The organism is Moorena producens 3L, assembly GCF_000211815.1.
Classification (GTDB): domain Bacteria; phylum Cyanobacteriota; class Cyanobacteriia; order Cyanobacteriales; family Coleofasciculaceae; genus Moorena; species Moorena producens.
In genome coordinates, this window is record NZ_GL890969.1 from 68043 (window position 1) to 89345 (window position 21303).

The 21303-nt window shown below is 42.6% G+C and carries 13 protein-coding genes and 2 pseudogenes; 8 read left to right on the forward strand and 7 right to left on the reverse strand.

Translation table 11 applies throughout. The features are described 5' to 3' along the window. Window positions 1–75 precede the first annotated feature (75 nt). Window positions 76–1068: an SPFH domain-containing protein gene (locus tag LYNGBM3L_RS28265; protein ID WP_008189472.1), complete on the forward strand. Its 993-nt coding sequence runs from the start codon at window positions 76–78 to the stop codon at window positions 1066–1068. Window positions 1069–2153: 1085 nt separating this feature from the next. Beyond that, entirely contained in the window at window positions 2154–2558 is a 405-nt protein-coding gene (locus tag LYNGBM3L_RS28270; RefSeq protein WP_008189474.1) for a hypothetical protein, read from the forward strand. Between the two features lie 41 nt (window positions 2559–2599). Here LYNGBM3L_RS28270 and LYNGBM3L_RS28275 read toward each other — a convergent pair whose 3' ends face one another. From LYNGBM3L_RS28275 to LYNGBM3L_RS28285, 3 genes are read right to left on the reverse strand one after another with little or no spacing between them, the layout of a single operon-like run. Beyond that, complete coding sequence (locus tag LYNGBM3L_RS28275; RefSeq protein ID WP_044495167.1) at window positions 2600–3790, reverse strand: TRC40/GET3/ArsA family transport-energizing ATPase; 1191 nt, start codon at window positions 3788–3790, stop codon at window positions 2600–2602. Between the two features lie 38 nt (window positions 3791–3828). Beyond that, window positions 3829–4269 (reverse strand): C6orf136 family protein, encoded by a 441-nt coding sequence (locus LYNGBM3L_RS28280; protein ID WP_008189478.1) that lies wholly within the window; start codon window positions 4267–4269, stop codon window positions 3829–3831. Between the two features lie 45 nt (window positions 4270–4314). Then, the gene (locus LYNGBM3L_RS28285) at window positions 4315–5154 is read right to left on the reverse strand and encodes a DUF928 domain-containing protein (RefSeq protein WP_008189480.1); all 840 of its coding nucleotides are present in this window, start codon (window positions 5152–5154) and stop codon (window positions 4315–4317) included. A gap of 225 nt (window positions 5155–5379) precedes the next feature. On the opposite strand from LYNGBM3L_RS28285, the gene LYNGBM3L_RS28290 reads away from it, so the two are divergent. The 3 genes from LYNGBM3L_RS28290 (at window position 5380) to LYNGBM3L_RS28300 (ending at window position 10853) form a co-directional block, all read left to right on the forward strand. Continuing rightward, entirely contained in the window at window positions 5380–7071 is a 1692-nt protein-coding gene (locus LYNGBM3L_RS28290) for a transglutaminase-like domain-containing protein (RefSeq protein ID WP_131827206.1), read from the forward strand. Window positions 7072–7241: 170 nt separating this feature from the next. Beyond that, entirely contained in the window at window positions 7242–8015 is a 774-nt protein-coding gene (gene hisA, locus LYNGBM3L_RS28295) for a 1-(5-phosphoribosyl)-5-[(5-phosphoribosylamino)methylideneamino]imidazole-4-carboxamide isomerase (protein ID WP_008189482.1), read from the forward strand. Between the two features lie 546 nt (window positions 8016–8561). After that, window positions 8562–10853 carry a GumC family protein gene (locus LYNGBM3L_RS28300; RefSeq protein ID WP_008189484.1) on the forward strand — a complete coding sequence of 764 codons (2292 nt, stop codon included), beginning with the start codon at window positions 8562–8564 and terminating at the stop codon, window positions 10851–10853. Window positions 10854–10936: 83 nt separating this feature from the next. On the opposite strand, the gene LYNGBM3L_RS28305 is transcribed toward LYNGBM3L_RS28300, so the two are convergent. The 3 genes and pseudogenes from LYNGBM3L_RS28305 to LYNGBM3L_RS28320 form a co-directional block, all read right to left on the reverse strand. Continuing rightward, the gene (locus tag LYNGBM3L_RS28305) at window positions 10937–11185 is read right to left on the reverse strand and encodes a hypothetical protein (protein ID WP_008189486.1); all 249 of its coding nucleotides are present in this window, start codon (window positions 11183–11185) and stop codon (window positions 10937–10939) included. A gap of 597 nt (window positions 11186–11782) precedes the next feature. After that, window positions 11783–12925: pseudogene (locus LYNGBM3L_RS28315) on the reverse strand (IS4 family transposase). A 325-nt stretch (window positions 12926–13250) separates the two neighbouring features. Continuing rightward, window positions 13251–14966 (reverse strand): hypothetical protein, encoded by a 1716-nt coding sequence (locus LYNGBM3L_RS28320; RefSeq protein WP_008189495.1) that lies wholly within the window; start codon window positions 14964–14966, stop codon window positions 13251–13253. A gap of 222 nt (window positions 14967–15188) precedes the next feature. Here LYNGBM3L_RS28320 and LYNGBM3L_RS28325 point away from each other — a divergent pair, with 222 nt between their 5' ends. Further along, window positions 15189–16844, forward strand: coding sequence for a glycosyltransferase family 39 protein (locus LYNGBM3L_RS28325; protein ID WP_008189498.1), 1656 nt, complete (start codon window positions 15189–15191; stop codon window positions 16842–16844). A 68-nt stretch (window positions 16845–16912) separates the two neighbouring features. Here LYNGBM3L_RS28325 and LYNGBM3L_RS28330 read toward each other — a convergent pair whose 3' ends face one another. Beyond that, entirely contained in the window at window positions 16913–18517 is a 1605-nt protein-coding gene (locus LYNGBM3L_RS28330; protein ID WP_008189500.1) for a glycosyltransferase family 39 protein, read from the reverse strand. Between the two features lie 713 nt (window positions 18518–19230). Here LYNGBM3L_RS28330 and iscB point away from each other — a divergent pair. Then, window positions 19231–20633, forward strand: a pseudogene (iscB, locus tag LYNGBM3L_RS28335) (RNA-guided endonuclease IscB). 333 nt (window positions 20634–20966) lie between these two features. Then, a complete protein-coding gene (locus LYNGBM3L_RS28345) occupies window positions 20967–21293 on the forward strand; it encodes a DUF4870 domain-containing protein (RefSeq protein WP_044495225.1) in 327 nt (108 codons plus the stop codon). Window positions 21294–21303: the final 10 nt, after the last annotated feature.

The following is a 21303-nucleotide window of genomic DNA, read 5'->3' on the forward strand; positions in this document are numbered from 1 at the left end:
TCTGCCCTCCCCCACCCATCCGCTCCCCCTCTAACAACAAATTTGTAAAACACTACCAGAAATGGAGGAAAGAGCGTGTCACAGTGGTTTTTGCTTGTGTTTTTAGCTTTGGGCGGTTCAGGTCTTTTCGGTTCCGTCAAGATTATTAATCAAGGAAACCAAGCCTTAGTGGAACGATTGGGAAAATATAGTGGCAAAAAACTCGAACCTGGGCTCAACTTTGTCATTCCCGTGATTGAGCGGGTGGTTTTCCAGCAAACCATTCGGGAAAAAGTCCTTGATGTGCCACCTCAGCCTTGTATCACCTCCGATAATGTTTCCATTACCGTTGACGCTGTGGTGTACTGGCGGATCATGGATATGGAGAAAGCCTACTATAAGGTTGAAGACCTGCGCTCCGCCATGCAGAATTTGGTGCTGACCCAGATTCGAGCTGAAATGGGGAAACTGGAACTGGATCAAACCTTTACTGCTCGCTCTCAAATCAATGAAACCCTACTGCGGGAATTAGACATTTCCACTGATCCTTGGGGAGTTAAAGTCACCCGGGTGGAACTGCGGGACATTGTGCCATCTCAGGCAGTGCAGGACTCAATGGAGTTACAGATGTCCGCAGAACGGCGTAAACGGGCGGCAATTTTGACCTCTGAAGGGGAACGAGAATCTGCGGTTAACACTGCCAGAGGTAAGGCCGAGGCACTAGAGTTAGATGCTGGAGCCCGTAAAAAAGCTGCGATTATGGACGCTGAAGCCCAACAACAGGCAATAGTTCTGAAAGCTCAGGCAGAACGACAGCAGCAGGTTCTCAAGGCACAAGCCACTGCTGAGGCTCTCAAAATTGTGGCTAAGACTCTTGATAATGACCCGAATGCTCGTGATGCCCTCCAGTTTTTACTGGCTCAGAATTATATCGATATGGGTATGCAAGTTGGTACTAGCGAGAGTAGTAAAGTGATGTTTATGGATCCTCGCAGCATTCCGGCAACCATTGAAGGGATGCGTTCGATTGTCGGTGATGGAGACAAAGTTAACCCCAATTCCCTAGGTATTGACATGAATCAAAGGTAAATTTCAGTGTCAATTACCCATACCTAAACGGGGAGCACCGTTTAGGTGGGGCTTTTGCCTAAACCTAAAAAATCTGCCAATGAAGCAAATCGATAGCTGTTAAGACAGCCAAGGGATATAGGAGTCTATTGACAGCGGTTTTAGCCAACGAAGTTTTAACCCGTTGGCGGTGGTATAACCACAGAATACGTGACATACTCCCACACTGAACCGATAGGTCAGTGTGGGCTTCTTGCCAACTCCGCCCATTGGTTAGGATACAAGGCCGTAGGCCACGCGGGGCGCGTTCGGCAAGCTTTATTAACGATACGGTCAGAAGTTACCGCAAGAATAGGGCAGCCTTTATGGTTAGTCGGCTATGGGTAAAGAGTTAAAACTTTATGATTAAGGCAAGAGACGAAACCTTAGATCAGGTCGCCTTTATAACAATAGTTTTAAACCTTTTCTGCATAACCTACAACCCAAAAAGGCGACCTTATCTTACGGTAACTTCAAACCCTATTCTAAGGTTTCGTCTCCGGGATGCCCCTCCGCACCGGAACCATACAAAAAAGTTCAATTTTGAGGCACGTAGGTGGCGGTTAGCTCTTAATTTGTCTTCCCTACTATTTTCATTATAGCATTTTTCAACCTATGCAATACAGTTCCTGTCCGCTCTTTAGCCTCACACTCATGGGGTAGCATTGAGATGTGAGGCTAAAGAGCGGATGAAGCTAAATATTAGCTCAGTATTCTAGCCTACAAACAAGGTGTCTCTAAACTTATAGCCAGTGGTGGCGATATGCCCTAGGCATTTGCCCTATAAGCAATCACTCTCTTGGTGCGGGTTCTCTACTGCTTTTAACAAGCGCTGGGTTCCACCCCATGTTTCATTTGGCTTCCTGATGGGGTGACAACCCAGTTGGATAGATAAGTAATAGATGCACCCTGACTAATTCCCTCAGCTAAGAGCAGAGTATATCCTCTGTAAGTGGCTGAGGTTTTTTTGTGTTGATATCAGTTTTTACAAAAGATTTATGATATAAATATTTATAATAGTTAACATTAAATAACAATAGACTACCTAGAGGCAGGAAAAATTAACTATGGGACTCTTAGGCAATTTGTTCAACTCTCAGACCAAGTACGTTGATGAAGACAGCCAGGACATGGAACAGTCCATAGAAGCTAACCAGTCCCAAGAGTATTTCTTGGACACAGATGAAGCAAAGACCATGGGAAACATTGACTACATGCGCACCCCTGTTAAGGTCAAGAAATCCTTTCCCAAGACCAAGACTGCTGTTTTAAGCGGTGAAGTGGTAGAGCAGACCTCCGCTACGGATAAAGTCACCCTTTCCCAAAATCAGACACCTATGGCCACTTCTGAGACTGCTTCCCAGTCTGGAACTAAATTAGAACAAAACGGTCAGGTAAGCTCTCAACCCCGTCGCCCTGACTCAAGCCTGGATCCGTTCCTCAAAATGGCTCAGGAGCTCAGAAAGGGTTAATTTACTGCTGTGTAGATTGACTCCAACTCTACAGGGCTTGATCAGATATTAACTGCACCAGCGGCAAATTTGATTTTGAGATAATCCTCTTCCATCTTGGCTCCTGAAGGTTTCAGGGCAGCTAAAGCTTGGGGGAGGACTAAATTGCGGCGATGGTTACCAATGCGAACATTCAATTCATCTCCTGTTTGAGTAAGCTGTATTTTGTCTTTGGGGATACCAGGTAGGTACAGTTCTAGGCTGTACTCATTTTTATGCTGTATTACTCTAATGGTGTTTTCTTGGTAATACACTTGAGTGGGATCTTCTGAACCATACAGAGTTTCTTTGAGACGCTCCAACGCTTCAATACCGCACATCTCTTGGGAATAGAGGGGAACTTCTTTAATGGGTAAAGGCCGGAAATTGTCGTGAATTTCTTGGCGGTACTGTTGCTGATTTTCTTTCCAGCGTTGGAAAAATGGGTCAGTTACTTGGTCAGGAATAATCCGATTGGCAACAACTAGATCAGTGGCAACGTTGTATAGGCTTAAGTAAGCATGAGCTCGTAAGGACTCCTTAATCACCATTCTCTCAGGATTAGTAACCAGACGCACTGATGTTTGTTGGTTGTCAGTGAGTACCTTCTCTAGGGCTTCAATTTGTTCATAAAACTCATAGGGAGCATCCATGACCTCTTTATCTGGTAAAGAAAAGCCAGCAATGGGTTTGAATAACGGTTCAACCAAAGGTCTCAGAGCAACTGACATACTTTGTAGTGGCTTATAAAAACGGCGCATATACCAGCCACTGACTTCTGGTAAGCTCAGTAACCGTAGCGCAGTACCAGTGGGAGCTGAGTCAATAACCAGAACATCGAACTCGTCTTCATCGTAGTGACGTTTCATGCGGACGAGACCGAAAATTTCATCCATACCAGGAAGAACGGCTAATTCTTCTGCCTGTACCCCATCTAAGCCCCTAGCTTGCAGCACTTGGGTAATGTAACGCTTAACCGCTCCCCAGTTTCCTTCCAATTCCATCAGAGCGTCAAGTTCTGCTCCCCAAAGGTTGGGGCGAACTAATCGGGGGTCGTGACTGAGTTCAATATCAAAACTATCTGCTAGGGAGTGAGCTGGGTCAGTACTCAGAACTAGGGTTTTGTAGCCTAACTCGGCGCAACGCAAGCCAGTAGCAGCGGCTACAGAGGTTTTTCCTACTCCTCCTTTACCGGTCATCAAAATTACGCGCATGGTATGCTCCAGCTGTTCTGAGAAAAGTTTAGATTTATTTACTTTACATTACTGTACAAAAGCTGCTTAAGTACGTCCAGGCGTGAACAGTCCCAATAATCTATATGAGAAACAATTAATCCCTCAGCATTCAGCTTTAACTCGCTCCAGCCAGGAATAGTCATTCGCGGTTTCCAGGGTAATGGCGTAGTCCAGCTCAGAGTCCAGCGGGTTTTTATTGTATCTCCTGACTGGGAAATGTTTTGCAAATCTAGATGGGGCTCAAGGAACCAGCGATTGATAAAGGCAATCATTTGTTTGTAACGCTCAAGCCCGCGAAACTGGTTGAGGGGGTCTTTAAAATAGACGTCTGAGGCGTAGATGCTATAAGTTTGGTCAGCTGGGAACCTTTGATAGTCTTGTTGGATAATTTGGGCTATGGACTGACGAATCTCTTGTCGGTCACGGTCTTCAGTGTTATTATACCGATTTGTATTCATACGTTGTATTCATACAGGTATTAATAACCTAATATATTTCGTTATTTAGTTGTGAGTCGTACTGGCATGTTCAAACAAGGCTTTTTCAGCAATTGCACCTAACCCGACCGAATCCAGAAGTTTGTTCCAAGCTTCTGCCAAGTTCTCGTCATTGGGGCGCTGCCTTCGCAATTCTACCAGAGTCGTTAATGTTTCGTACCAAAGCCGATCATTTGCGTAGATCACAACACGCTGTTGGGGGGTTGCTTGTTTTAAACGCTCCGCTAGGTTTGGAGCTTCTTCAACTCGCTTGACCCCACCATCAATATAGATATTGTTTGACGAGTCGCCGGGATCAATCAATCTTACCTGCCAGTCATAGTTCTGATTAACTTCTAAGGGAGGTAGGTTAACAAAGGTAGGAAGCGTTATACTCCTAATTCCATGATTTACCGTATCCGGTAAGGGATACTTGACTGAGTAAACCTCCTTTTCATAGGCATCTTTCAGCACAAACTTTAAATATAGCCCTGATGCTGATTCTATACAGGGCATATACCAAGAGAAAGTGGGGTATTCAGCAACCGTTGTTCCCATCCCAGAACTGGGAACCAACGCTACAGGATTTTTCAGGTTTGATTTCTGGCATTTGGTAGCCTTAGTTCCTCCAGGACCCCTAGTTCCTCCAGGACGTCCGAGATCAGAGGGTGTACCATTTCCGTCGTCTGAAGGTGGATCATATTCAGATAAATAACTTTCCCAGTGGTTCGGTATCTTCTCAATCAGTTCCCTGCCTAGGGAAGAACTCGCCTGAGCTTGTACCTGGGCTGGAAGATTGACTGCCAGACTGAAAGCCAAAGCAACCGTTAAGAGCGTAAATTTTGATGAACGTGTTAACCAAGCCATGATAAAACTATTCCCTGGTAGAGCCAAGTTTCTCTTAAGTAAGCAGGATAAGTAACAAGTATGGCATAACAACAGCCCTTCGAGGCACCCGTAACCCCTATAAGAGGATCAGGTTTTCATACCTTACCTGCCTCATTTTAACAATAACTTCAGGTATTTGAGACATCGCCACTATAAGCTTATAATCTTGTCGAAATCTTCATCTGTTCTTCATCTGATTTACTCATGATTATGAATTCAGCTTCATTTTTGAAAGAGCGACAAAAATTCGACAAAACTATCAGACCAATTGGAGCATATGCCTTGCAAGGTATAGCATTTTGGAGAGAAAAAATAATTGCTATCGACTCGATAAAGGGCTATCTCTTAGAAATTGATCCCTTCACAGATAACACAAGGATTTTGAATCCAGAACGGGACTCAGATTTGGTCGGTGTGAGTGGTTTAGCCCTGGCAGGAGAAACCCTATGGTTAACGCTACAAGATAGTGTCTATTTTTGCCATATCAATGATAATTTAACCCTACAACACTTTGTTGATTTGCCTTACACCGCTAACGGAATCGCTGTTAAAGATTCAACTGTTTATGTTACCTGTAAAAAAGTTGGATATATTATTATTTATAGCAGCAATACAGGTCATGATATTACCCGGTTGCGTTCTCCCGGAGTTGGCATTGAACATATAACAATCCGCGATGAAGAACTGTGGGTATCGGATGACCAAGAACAGACAGTTTACTGTCTTGATCGAGCAACTGGCGAAATTCAGTTCAGTGTACTCACCCCCTTTGAAAATCCTACTGGCTTAGCGTTTTGTACTGACCCCCAGACGGGAGACGATACCCTCTATGTTGCTTATGCAACTGAGGAGGCTTACATCCGGGATAACCCTAACGCTGATCCTAATTATGAATTGCAGTATCGCGATCGCACTTTTATTCATCCGTTACACTTTACCTACAATCCGGAAGGTCGCTATGCACTCTCCAATGGCTATTTAATCGAAATGTCCTATGTCGAGGAACTTGACCCCCTCAAGGATATCGAGTTGAATGATTTGGAATGGCGAATTGCCTTGCCATCGGAAACTGACCGACAAAAGGTCTCAAAAGTCGAACCTGTGGGTATACCCTTTACTATAGACGTTCAAGATGGTCAGCAAGTTGCCGTTTTTAAGTTTGACAACCTCAAGCCAGGGGAACGCCATATCTTTGGTTGGAAGGCACTCCTAGAAGTCTGGAGTATCAAGTACCGCCTGACACCACGGGATATGGAGGGGTTGCCTGAGTTACCGCCAGAATTTCAGAACCGTTATTTGGTCGATGATGACAAGTTAGCCATGGATACAGAAATCATCCGCCGTTCGGCTAAAGAAGCAATTGGTAGCGAAACGAATCTGTTGCGGCAAATCTACAGTATTCGCAATTATGTCTACGACAAACTTTCCTACCACGTGACCCCTAAAATAGATACTCCAGACATTGTGCTACGAAGGGGTGTGGGGTCTTGCGGGGAGTATTTGGGAGTATTGCTAGCTTTGGCACGCCTTAATGGGATCGCGTGCCGCACTGTTGGTCGTTACAAATGCCCTCCCCATCCTGACCAAATCGGTATTCCTTTGGTACCAGATTTTAATCATGTTTGGATGGAATTTTATATCCCAGGAATCGGCTGGCTACCCATGGAATCCAGTGCTGATGATACGGTTGAAGGGGGTCCTTATCCCACTCGGTTTTTGATGGGTCTTGCCTGGTACCATATAGAGATCGGTAAAGGAATTAAGTTTGAAATCCTGAAGAGCCAAGGGGTGCCTGTGAAAAAGGAAGATATTTCCATTGGTGAGTTAGCCATTAATCATGTGCGGTTTAAGATTGTGGCAGAATTGCCCAGTGGTAGTGCTTCAATCGAACAATAAGGACTACTGCTGGCAAGGGTAGCCGGAAAGAAGTGGGTTGGAGGGGATCTAAGACCAAATCAAGGACGTAACTCCTAGACTTGGGCTACCCCCGTGATTTCAGAAGCGTACACCATACCTGCTGGGATTGGTGTGCGGTAGTTCACTATAGGTTAGGGGGAAATTGAGTCATGGATGTTATTCCAGCTATAGACTTACTTGAAGAAAAATGTGTGCGGTTAGTCCAGGGAGACTACCAGCGTGCGCAAGTATTTAACGATAACCCAGTCGAGGTAGCGAAACAATGGGTTGAACAAGGTGCATCACGGCTGCATGTGGTTGATTTGGATGGCGCAAAACTGGGTACGCCAGTGAACACTAAGGCAATCGAAGCAATTGTGCAGGCGGTACCTGTGCCAGTGCAAGTCGGTGGTGGATTACGCTCCCGCTCCGGAGTGACTCAACTGTTGACTCTAGGCGTCGATAGAGTCATTATAGGGACGGCAGCGGTGGAAGACCCTTCCCTAGTAGAACAGCTTTGCACTAAATTCCCAGGGAAGATTGTAGTTGGTATTGATGCTCGTCAGGGATGGGTGGCCACTCACGGTTGGTTAGAAACCTCAGAAATTGCAGCAATTGACCTAGCTGAGCAAATGACTCAGCTGGGAGTAACTACGATTATTTACACCGACATTCACCGGGATGGAACTCTGTCTGGACCAAACCTAGACGCTCTAAGAGAACTAGCAAGCCATATCTCGATCCCCGTGATTGCTTCTGGGGGTGTCAGTTCAATCACTGACCTATTGAGTCTACTGACCCTCGAACCTCTAGGGGTTAGGGGTGTAATTGTTGGTCGTGCGCTTTACACCGGAGATATGTCTCTCAAAGAAGCTATTCAAGCAGTCGGTCCTGGAAGGTTACAAGATATCCCTCTAGATATGGGCTTTTCTAGCTTTGGTTGATCACTCGTCAATGGAAAAATGGAAAATTGATCTGATTCGAGCCAAATACCCCATGATCAGTTTTTCATTCTCAGGGGTAATATTTTAAGATAATAATTTGTCTAATTGCTTCCTGATTACACTGTAAAAGTTTAGTAAAGGGGGAAAGGGCAAGGAATTCCAACCATTGACCTTTTCCTTTTTATATTTATAACTGAAATTAAAGACAATACTACTAAACTCAATTGCCTTCTTCAAGTGTTATTTAGCTAGGCAGGAGGACAAGGTAATGGGGAGATAGGTAGATAGTGCTACCTATGAATGTAACTTGGTACCAGTAAACACCATTCCCCTAACTTAACCATTCCTTCATTTTATCCGGATATTTGATAAGTTTTGCGTAAAATTTTCCAGTTCTAGTGTCAAAAACTAGTTTGTTAACACAAACTAACTACAGAGCTGATGGTTAGTGGCAACTACTGAAGGTATGATAGGGGAGCGATTAGCCATAGGTTCAGTTACTCTTGAACATAACTTAAACCAATAAATAAAAAGGCACATATAGAGATGGGCAATAAATCAGAGCTTTTCCCACAGGGGAATGGTAAATATATCCACTCACAGCCCGTCATCTACCACACTAGAAACTCAAAATACTATCAGGATGGGCGTAAGCTAGAGGAGATTTGGACGATCATACGGCGTCGCTTTTTAGTGGCTGCTGGTGTAGCAATTACGATAACAGCTAGTATTTTTGTATGGACCTCTAATCAGAAACCTCTGTATGAAGGCAAGTTCCGGCTGCGTCTGGAGCCTCTGACAGCACAGGATCATGAAAATCAATCGATACCAGGTTTTGAAACCTTGGCTTATAAAACCCAAATGCTGGTACTGCGTAGTGAAAAACTCATCACTCCCGTGATTGAGGAAATAAACAAGCGCTATGGCAAAACTAGCTACAAGTCTTTAGTCAAGAATAATCACCTGAGGATCAAACATATTGAAGGAACTAGTGTCTTAGAAGTTCGTTACCGGGATAGTGATCCTCAAAAAGTTCACTTTGTTTTAAAGCAGCTTGCCGATAATTATATCAAGTACTCCCGCCAACAAGAAGCAAGTTACCATCATAAGGACCTTGAGCTAGCAAATAGAGAGTTGCCTCAAGTACGCCAAGAAGTAGACAGACTGGAGGAAGAACTGCTGAAGTTGGAGCTAGGGTACAAGTTGATCGATTATGATAATCAAAAACAGCAGCTTTCAACTCAGATTAGCCAGATTAAGCAACAGCAATTAGATACTCACATCCAGCTTAAGGAAGCTCAGTCCTTCTACCAGATCATCTCTCAAAAGCTAGGACTGTCATCAAATCAGGTCAAGGACTCTCGCGCCTCGGAGTTAGCTCTGGCTCAAGTGAATTTGGCTGAAAACCCTTACTACCAAAAGATGCTCAACCACCTAGAAGAGGTTGAGGCTGAGATCGCTATCGAGTCAAGCCGCTATACTCCAGACAGTCCAACCATCAAGACCCTACAGCAGCAAAAGTATAATTTCTTATCCCTGTTACGCTCTGAAGCTGAACAGGTACTAGGGATCAAACTAACAAATACAGATGTTCCTAAGATATCACCCAATTCAATTCACCAGCAGCTCACTCAACAACTGGTAGATCGGAGCATCCAAATATCAGTTTTGCAAGCACGACAACAAGCTCTTGCTGAGGAAGAAGAAAGTCTTGAGCAAGACATGAAACAGATGTTGGTGATAGATCCAACCTACACCAGTTTACGGCAAAAACTTAGAGATAAAACCCAACGATTAGACACTCTGTTGGAGCTTAAGGAAAGCTTCCAGCCTTATTCTTGGGAACTTATTCTCAAACCCAAACAGCCTCAATATCCGATTCCGCAACATCAGGAACTTCAGATTATTTTGGGAGCGATCGCAGGTATATTACTGGGTGCAGGAACAGGGTGGTTGATGGAGCGCTTAGACCATGTGTTCCACTCTCCCGACGAACTTAAACATCATACCCAATTGCCTCTTCTTGGTGTTATTCCTTACCATCCAGCACTTAAGGCAACCAAGTCATCAAGCTGCAAAGGTATACCTTTTGTTCCAAGCTTCCCTAAGAATCAGAAAAATAACTCAACGCCAAAACTGCAGCAAGCTTCTCCCTTTTTAGAGGCGTTTCGGTTCCTCCATCGCAATATTGGCTTACTCGGCTGCGATAAGCCAATCCAATCTATTGTGATTAGCTCAGCTAGACCAGCAGACGGTAAATCTACCGTTGCTGTCCACCTAGCTATAGTGGCTGCTGCTATGGGTCGGCGGGTGCTACTGGTGGATACAGATCTGCGCCGTCCCCGGGTACATAAAATTTTTGGTTTGAACAATCAACTTGGTTTGAGTGACGTCCTTAGTAAGGGGATCAAAGCTAACCGAGCCATCCAGCAAGTGCCCCTGTGGGATCATCTTCATGTGCTAACTGCTGGTTCCCCAGCACATGATCCGATTCGGTTACTATCTGCGCCAAAGATGGGAACTTTGATGGAGCATTTTAATGCTGTTTTTGATTTAGTTATTTATGATACACCTCCCGTGATCGGACTTGCCGATAGCCGCCTTCTAGCAGCTAACACGGATGGTATGGTCTTCGTAGGCAGATTAAACAAGACTGACCGCTCAGTTCTAATGCAAGCCTTGGATGAACTCAAAACCTCTAGGACTAATCTTTTAGGTATTGTTGCTAATGATGTTGAGAACTACGCAACTAGCTCCTATTATCACCATCAGGACTACTATACAACCGATTCAGCAACCATGAAGGTGAAAAAGCTTCTAGATCAGAACATGAGATGATATGAAGTCCAGTTAATAACTTTTAATATGCTTGATTGCTTTTTGTTAATGGTTAATGGTTAATTGACCATTAATCATTATAGTTAGTGATCAGTAGCTGGGGATGAAAATACGTATGTTAACAGGACTAGCATCACCCTTGACACCATCAAGGTTAGTGTGAACAGGACTAGGGAAACCTCGACAGTTAAGCGTAACCGTTTACCCTTACGATACAAACGTTTATCCGCTACAGGGTGAGCAGTTTTAGAAAAGAGTGTTAATGGTTGATGAGGCTGATAAGGATTCCAGAATACATGGGCACCTAAATTCTGATCGGCACAGGGTTTCATAGTTCAAAATTCGAGGTAGTGTGTTGAGAGCGAACCAGCGTTTACGCCCTGTGGTGTAAACGTTAGTAGTAAAACTGAGATAGTTCCTGTCTCAGTCTTGATAGTGATGCTCAACCCTGTCCAAATTGCTTTGGACGGGCTTGTCGTATTCAACCAAGGCTTACGTATTTGTTTTAGAGTAATGCGAGAGGCAGAGAAGGGGGTAGAGGGGGAGGAAGATGATTTTGTTTGGTTATTTTGTCTTTCTTCCAAGTCCACCTTGTCTTCCTTGTCTTCCTTTTCCTGTATTAGATACAGAGCAATGGTTTAGCCCTGGGATAGGTAGGGTTTTGATGGCTGAATTTGGTAATGCCTGCTACAATATAAGAATTGACTTTAACAACAATTTAGGGCATCTAATTAAAATCTTGAACCCAGTCGTTTCAGATAAGTTGAGGGGTTTGACCCCCTAATTGATTGAGTTTTGTTATTTGGGTTAGCTTGATTGGGTGAAAAAGGGGATGCGATCGCGTAGCGGCTCTGTAAGAGCATCGCTTTTTAAAGTGATGATGAAAATCAAGAGTTAGTGTCATACCACTGGGGGGGCGACGAAAATAGTTATAAAGCAGACAGGACAAGCGATTTAGCTCTCATTCCTCGTAAATAATACTTCCATTTATTACGATTAAGTCTCATTAATTCTCGTACTAAATTAATACACTCATCGCTAAAACTGACCCAATTTTGAGCATATAATCCTATATAAAAACTACTGTGTCGTCGTTGTGAACGGCCATCTTCTTTTACTCTGCCGATATATTTTTGAATTCCTTTTAGTTTAATTTGCTGTCCTTGAATGGTAGCAGAAGTATAGGCTATTGATATCAATAAAATTAGCGAAATCAACCGATCACCATAGACATTAGTGTCTTCTAAATTATAGCCTCCTGTTTTAAAATCTCTAAACATTTCTTCAATGCCAAACCGTTTCTTATAAGCAGCAATCGCCAATTATAAGGAATTTAAATTTGTCATAATGAACCATCCTTCTTTGGGGATAAATCCGGAAATATTACGCTTCCATTTGCATGCAACGTTAAAAGTGCTAAATCCCTTTATTTTAGTTATTTTTACTCCTTTAATAAAGAATGAAGTTCCTGGTATTAACCCAAGATTTGATAACTCAATCCAAATTTTCTTTTTGACTTCAATAAACTCATTTTTTTTGAGACGTAAACAAAAGTATACAGACTTTTCTGACAACCATTTCGCTAGCTTAACAGAACAAAATTCTCTATCTCCCAATAGGCAAATTTTATAATCTTTAAAAATGGGAATTATTGTTGATAGATGACTGCTCTGTTCTTTAAGATTACTGCTACCTAATTTTGGCATCAAAGTAAAGTATATTGGCAATGCTCTTTTATCCCAAATCAGGCTAGTTACTAAAAGATTTATTTTACCCCAATTTGTACGGTCAATTGCTATATAAACTAGTTCATCTGTTTCAAAGTATGTTTCTAGTATACTAGCTATGATAGGAAACCAAATAGTTTCAAATCTTAGATTTGGTAAAGACAAAAAGCGCTGAATTCTTTTTCTTATACTTTCAAATTTTATTCCAAGAGGTAAAGCATTTGCTAACTTTTCTATGCTAACTCTTTTGATTGATTGTACAAGCATCACTAAAATATTTAATAAAATAAAATTACGATACTTTAGTTGAATTTTAAGATGCTTTTGATAGAATAAGGGTAACATTTGCAACAGATAGGTCTTATTGACAATTTGAGACCTATCTTTTTCTATCACAGATCGTTACACTCTTGACGTATCAATCGTTTCAAGCCATATCGTCGCCCCCCCAGGTCATACCAAGTAGCGTTCAGGGCTGGGATCACATGAATTACTAGGGTTTCCCAAATTACCCATTTAGTAGGTAGGCATGATTAAACCGACTAATGGAACTAAATGATGTCAAGTTTTGTAAAACATCTAGAAATTCAATCTATGCCCTTGAGCCAGCATGTTTAGATAGATTTGTTTATATATAGTTACATAGCTGTATTGATTTGGGCTTACCTATTTAACTGTTACTAGTTATCGCTATACATTCGGTATCCAAAACCACAACCTTCTCTGTCTCGAAAACAGAACAGGAATCGATTACGTTAACAATTGCCGGAACAATGGCTTGTTTGAGTCGAGCTTGAGCTTCTGCTGCTACTGGTTGATACTGCATAATCCAGCGATTTTCAGCTATATATTGGGGATTAAATGCTTTCTTATCTAACAACCAAAAATCAATTTTGTACTGCCTAATAAACTGTTTAACTTCAGCTAAGTTTGGACTGTACTGGGCTTGAATTAAATCAATCGCTCTGTTGCGAAATTGGTTGTAATAGTTAGTATGATAGGGAATACCGTATTCTCTACTGACTAAGATTGACCGTCCAGAAAAGGTTGGCAAGAAATCGGCTTCCTTTGATAGTGAGGCAATTAGGATATCCTTTGATTGTTTAGCAAAGAATTCATAGAGGCCATGTTGCCTCCCAAGCTCATAGTTGGTTTTGGGGAAATTATGGAAACCAAGAGGAGACAAGATTAGAGCCATTCCCACGAGTGTAACGATCGCTCGTCCCAACACTGGTTTCCCTGGAATTAGAGGGAAGGCTACCGTCTGGCAAGCTTGAATAATAGCATCAAGTAATAGAGTTATAGCGATCGCAGCAGCTAAGACTAGCACAATTCGCAGACTATGCTTACTGTAACGGCTGGGTAGATGCAGTCGGAAAAGGACACCATGAGCCATAACGAACATGCCAACGGATACTAGAGCCAGTTGAGTCAGGAGTACCGTTTCCCCTTTGACTTTCTTCACTAACGGTAGCCATGAGGGAAATCGTAACAGGATAGGCAATAGTAAACCAGCACAGACAGCTATAGGTAAACGCTTTCTTCGGGGAAATAGACCACTGCGAGCATCTTCCAACCAGAAATGCCATGGGTTGTGATCGAAAAAGGCAACTCGCCCTCCTGGTTGGAATTCTGGCATTGTTTTGGCTTGCTGTGCGCTGATAATTGGACCATAGTCAGAAGTGGTCAAAGCATAGGGCAACAGGACGATGAATGCCACACCTAACCCAGCTGCACAAAACCAATAGTCATTCTTCTGGGAGGATAGTCTGATTTTACCCTCTCGCCAACGCAACAGTTTCAGCACCAGGACGCCACAACACAGGAAAACGCACTGAGGATAAAATAAACCCTGGAGGGTGATCACTACTAGACAGGGGATCAATGAGCGCCGTGATAGGTAGTATAAAAATGCTAGCAGCAGGGGATAAATGAACGCCCTAGGGGTTGCTGATACTAAATCATCGAGCATCCATAGGGTTTGATTTAGGAGCAAAGACGCAATAAATCCTGCGGCTGGGATGGGCAGCATTTGTAGACAAAGCCCGAAACAGTAACTAGTGGTAATCAACCCTAGCACCATCGGTAGTAGTTTATTCAATAAGAGGGGATTAATCCCAACAAATGCTATCAGCCGATAGAGGGTAGTATAGCCAGCAGGTGCTACAGATTGGAAGTAATTGGCAATCAGATCATCGGGAAATAAGCTGGGATCAAAAAACCGTTGCATCCAAAATACATGCTGTCTGGCATCATCTTGTACAATGTATTGATTACTAAAGGCTTCTTCGAGGGCAATCAGGCTGTAAACCATAGCAAATGCTAGGCTCAAGCTAAACCAAAATATTACTTGGTTTTTAGGGGGATTCGAGGCTGGGGGATTCATACTTTTTTGTGTTTGGGTAGAGATACTTAAAATGGGATAATGGAGTGACGATTATCGGTAAGTTTCTAGATTAAGTATTATTGTTAACAGTGAAATATTATCGTTAACAGTAATCAGGAAACGGTCAATAAAAAGCGATCAAGTACAATATCCAAATTAAACGAATACGAATCAATTACCTTTGTACTTTCCTGTATACTTTTCGGTGTACTTTTTTGTGTGATGGAAACCAAAAGATTAAAGCTAGGGAAATTACCTCAACCTCCCTTGCGACTATTATGCATTACCCTACTGCTCTTAGGTATAGTCTTTCGCTTAGCCAATCTCGACAGCAAAGTCTACTGGGGGGATGAAACTTTCAGCTCCTCTAGAATTGCTGGCTATTCAGCGGAAGAAATTATCGGGGATATCTACACAGGTCAAGTGATTAGCGCTACAGAATTACAAAAATACCAGACCCCTAATTCTGACCGTAGCCTCGCCAATACCTTACGAATTATAGGGGAAGAAGCGCCACAACACCCGCCAGTTTACTATATTTTAGCCCGATTCTGGGAACAATGGCTTGGTAATTCCCTAGCACTCAAGCGCACTTTACCTGCTTTGATTAGCTTGCTGGGATTACCCTGCCTCTACTGGTTGTGCTTAGAACTATTTGGGACATCCTTGACCCCATGGCTTGCCGTGTCCCTATTCGCTGTTTCACCAATCCATATTTTGTATGCCCAGGAAGTTCGGGAATATAGTCTGTGGACTGTGAGTGTCTTGCTATCGAGTGCTTCCCTATTACGAGCGATGCGAGTCAACAGTAGGGTGAGTTGGTGCATTTATGCCCTTTCTGTAGCGCTATCTTTCTACTCTCATTTATTTTCAGCACCGATTATCCTAGGTCACGGCATTTATGTCCTGATCATCGCAGGTTGGCAAAGGCGTCAACAAGTAATTGCTTACATCTCAGCGGTCACAGCAGCACTGCTGATATTTTCACCTTGGTTAGCTGTTTTCTTGGAAAACGAACCCAGAGCTAGCAAGGAATGGGGATGGGTGATTAAAGAATTACCCCCCCTGGATCTGGGTCGATATTGGCTGAAGAATCTACTCTACGGCTTTTTTGATGTACCCCTAGGGAAGGAGTACCCGTTTGACCTAACCTTTAGCTACACCCAGCCTAGAACTTACCTAGTGCTACCAATTGTGGGGCTAGTGATTTATGGGCTATATTTTCTCTGTCGCTATACTCCAAAACAAGTTTGGCTATTTGTTTTGCTCCTGATGGGATTTACTAGTCTACCCCTAGTGCTACCAGATGTGATTTCAGGAGGCATGCGCTCAACGATTGCTCGATATCAACTCCCAACCTACATCGGGATTCAACTCACTATTTCCTATTTACTCTCCACGAAACTCAGTAAGTTTTCGATTGGTATTTGGCAAAAACGTTTATGGCGATTGACTACAGTTATATTAGTCTCTTGTGGTGTGATCTCTGGTGTGCTGATTGTTCAAGCTGAAACCTGGTGGACGAAGTACAGTGATTACTATAATGCAGACGTTGCTAATATTATTAATCAGTCTCCTGCTCCCCTTGTACTAAGCGATAGTACTCACAATCGAATTCTATCCCTGAGCCATAAGCTTGACCCCAAGGTTCAATTACAACTCATCAAAAAAATCAAAAACGTTTCAGAAATACCTGAAGAAAAATTACCAAAAGTATCAGCTGAATTTACTGATATTTTTGTATTGGAAAATATTCCATCACCATCATTGCTACGCCCCAGTATGGAAAAACATAATAACTATAAGTTCAATCTGATATACGAAGGAAATATTGGCTTTAAAAAACGAAAAGTTCTGTTGTGGAAAAAAAATGATTAGATTGATTAGTCATTAGTCATGAGTGATTGGTCATTGGTCAAGTTGGTTTGACCTTTTGACTTTTGGTTTCACTGCACTAGCTTCCAGAGATGCTTGCGTTTATGAGCTGGTTTAACGTCATAGGGTGACTCATGTTCAAATTTTTGTCGCAGTTTTGGAGAAGGTCTATATAAGAAGACGTCACTGAAACTGGAAAAAACTGTTGGAGAATCCTTAGTTTTGATTAACTGTAAGGTCACGTTTGGCTCAAGTAAATAACTCAGAGACACTAATCGCATGATATCACTACTAATCACCAAGGGACGATTGGCTTCATTAATAATATGAGCTTCCTCAGGAGTGTAATAGTTACTGTATTTATGCCACCACGTTTCTGCTTGAGAACTAATGGCACAAGAAAGCACACCTGCTGAAATAACTGTAATAGCAACTAATCGCCATAGTTGTTGTCCTTTTATTGTATTAGCATTTAGGGGATTAATTTTTTTAGCAAGGAGGTAAGCAACAGCAAGTTGTATACCCAAGTAACAAGGAATAAAATAGCGAGCCATGCTGGAACGCTGTCCTCCTAAAATTAAATCTTGAGCAATGGGAAACATTCCGACAACGGCGATCATAGTCAAGATAAATAACCAAACCCGCTGCTGACTATGACGAAACATAAAATATATAGAATAGCCTACGATAATTACAATCAGGATATCGAAGTAAATGAGTAAATGGTCGTAGTTAAACTTTAGGTCTCGACCTGATCGCACATCAAATAAGGGATTGTTATAGCCAATCTGGATATCGAAAAACACAGAACTAAGATTGATAAGCCAGCGGGTGATAAGTTTACCGAGTGGAGTCTCTTTATCCGCCCAATCCCCCAATTCAATACCGTTTTCAATGACCAATCTTAACCAAGGAATAAAGGCGATAATCCCGAAAAGCGAAGCTAATTCATACCTAACGACTTGTTTACTAAAACGAAATTTTTCGGTGAAAATAACATAGATACCATGTCCAATAAAAACTAATCCAGAAAGCAAATAGCTGTACAGATTTAGAGAAACTGTTATGGCATAGATAACCCAACTCATCAGTGTGCTAAGACGCATCGCCCTCAGCAAGGCTATGCTGGAAAGCAATGTGGTCAATGTCCACAAGCTATATTGTCGAGCTTCCTGGGCATACAACACATGGAATGGAGAGACACACAGCAATGCGATCGCAATCCATCCCGTTAAGGGAGACTCGAACAACTCCAAACAAAGCCAATAAATGCACGGCAAAGTCAACAGACTAATCAAGGCAGGTAAACTTCTCATCACCGTTACGGAATAACCGAACAATTTTGCCCAAAAGTGAGCCATCACAAAATATAACGGTGAATGTTGTGGCTCATGTAACGCTAACCCTTGGATCGTGTCACCTACATCTTTGTTATCATTAGGACGCTGATACTGCTGTAAATCTTTAACATTAATTTGACGACCATCAATTTCTTCGATAATTTCTGCTTTGGTATAGCCAGAAATTCGCAAGGATGTATAGGCTTCATCAATCCAATAGACTTTTTTGTCAATATTGACTAATCGAAAAACTATCCCCAGGAGTAAGATAATAAGAATTAAATACTTAGACCATTGACCAGATGTAGGTCGATGAAATTTTAGATGATTTCCCATGACTTATCGGGGTAGGGGTTATTAATTGGTGGCCTTTGAGCAGAGGTTAAGGATTGGATAAGCTTTGGGAAAATTAAGTTAGCCGTTTCAGGCAACACCAAATAGTAAAGCTTACCCCTCAGCAGCAGTATGGCAAGACTAAATTCATGGCCAGCACTTTCAAACCGTAGCCGAATCGTGATTTAAGACTGAAACTTGGAATTTAGGCAAGGGAGCAGTGAAAGCAATACCAAAGGCGGGATATGACGACTGGTAGTTATGCCTTAGTTAGAAAGATTATCAGCCAACGACACAGGATTAGCCATCGTATTGATCAGTAATTTACATATCTTGACATAAATTCGTTCTGTTCAATGAATTCTAGCAACTTACCTGTATTATGGAAGATAAAATCCATAAAAGTAACCCTGGGGAAGCATAGGATGATTTATCGGATGAATGACGTCAACAACTCACCGCTAAGTCTTGTCAGACTATAGCGGGAGCTTGTGAAAGCTCATAGTTGACCAGACTAAGACCTAGTAATGGTCTACGTTATTCGAGTCATAACACCTGTAGATGCGTGCCAGTCTTCAGCTCTGTTGTTAACAATTAAACATCTGTAGTGAGTTAAGGAAGTGTTGTTAACCTGAAAAGCTCTTATAACATTGTCGTTCGCGCAAGCGTGTGCTTTGCACAGGCAAACTTTACCCACTTGTGGAGTGTTCAAAGTAATGCGAGTGTTCGTGCTAGATAAAAACAAACAACCATTAGATCCATGCCATCCAGCACGGGCTAGGGAGTTACTTAAAAAAGGGAGGGCTAAAGTCTTTAAGCGTTATCCATTTACTATCATCCGGCAAGACAGGGATGTTGATAATTCTGTTACTCATCCACACAGAATCAAGATAGACCCTGGATCTAAAACAACCGGGATTGCCATCGTTCAGAAAAAAACTGGACGGGTCACAAGCGCCTTGGAAGTTAATCACAGAGGACAGAATATCAAAAACTCTCTGGAATCCAGAAGAGCTTTAAGGCGAGGTAGGCGAAATAGAAAGACTCGTTACCGCAAACCTCGGTTTCTCAATCGAAAACGCCCAGAAGGGTGGCTGGCTCCATCGCTAATGAGTCGAGTATTTAATATTGAGACTTGGGTAAGACGGCTAAGGAAGCTGTGCCCAATAACCACCATATCTCAAGAATTAGTCCGGTTTGATACTCAAAAAATGCAAAACCCAGAAATATCGGGTGTAGAGTATCAACACGGTGAACTGTTTGGGTTTGAGGTGAAAGAATATCTGCTTGCCAAGTGGGGTCATAGCTGTGTTTACTGTGGAGCAGAGAACGTCCCCTTGGAGGTTGAACACATTACTCCAACATCTAAAGGAGGGACTAATAGAGTCAGCAACCTAACCTTGGCTTGTCGGCCTTGTAACCAGAAGAAAGGTAGCGATCCGATTGAGAAATTTTTACGTAAAAAGCCGGAACTTCTAAAGAAAATACTGGCCAAGGCTAAATCCCCCTTGAAAGATGCAGCAGCAGTTAACTCAACTCGCTGGGAAGTATGGAGGAGGCTGCAACTGACTGGATTACCTGTTGACACAGGTTCTGGTGGTCTGACTAAGTTCAATCGTCAAACCAGAGAGATTGAGAAAACGGGAGCATCCCAATTTGGCACGTTAGCTCTTTTTAGGGGGCTGAAACCCTTGAAATATCGTTGCTTTGGGTAATATTGTTTCCAAAATGGGATGCTCCCGAGAAAACCCATTGGACTGATGCTGCTTGTGTGGGTAAATCCACTCCTCAGACATTACTACTAAATGGAGTGAAACCGCTAATAGTTACAGCTAAAGGTCACGGGGTGCGCCAAAGATGTCGTCCAAATAAATATGGCTTTCCAAAGGCTCATGCACCTGCCGCTAAGTTTTTCAAAGGTTTCCAAACGGGCGATATTGTTAAAGCTGATATCAAGGGAGGGAAGTATGCCGGTCAATACACAGGACGAATAGCAATTCGCCATCGTCCTAGTTTTGCACTCTCTACTCCAGAAAAGAAAATTGATGTACATCCAAAGTATTTACGAACAATTTTCAAGGCTGACGGCTATGAATACGCGAGTCAAATTAATCAATGATTCGCGCTTGGCCATAGGCCACGCTACGCGAACGCTGGCCGTAGGCCACGCTACGCGAACAATTTATTCTCCTGCGGGAATTCCCCGGAGACGAAACCTTAGATAGTGGAGCCTTTAGAGTCAGTGGGCTATGCAGAAAAGGCTTAAATCTTTTTTAATAGCGATGCAGCGCGGTCTTGGGGAGGCAGTGCGGTCTTGGGGGTCTCCCCCATGAGCAACTGCCGTGGTTTCCCCCATGAGCGACTGCATCAAGACAAGGCTCCACTATCTTACGGTAACTTTAAACCCGCTAAAACTGACGTTTATAACGGGAGTCCCCTTCCCGTATTTAAGATGGATCAACGAAAGCTTTTATCACTGTTATGTCATGGCTCAATATTTTTTAGCTCTCTGGTGGTCTCTATTGCCATCCCGATAGTCATTTTTTTGGTCACCGAAGACTCAGTGGTCAAAGAAAATGCGAAAGAAGCTCTGAATTTTCACATTTGCCTTTATATATATGGGGTGATTTGTCTGATACTGACTGTGGTGATTATTGGGATTCCGCTGCTAATTATATTAGGGCTTGTCAGTCTAATTATGTCCATAATTGCCTTAGTCAAGGTGCTGGAAAATCCTAATCAGCCCTATCGCTATCCGTTTATTTTTCGGGTGCTTTGACATGCCATGG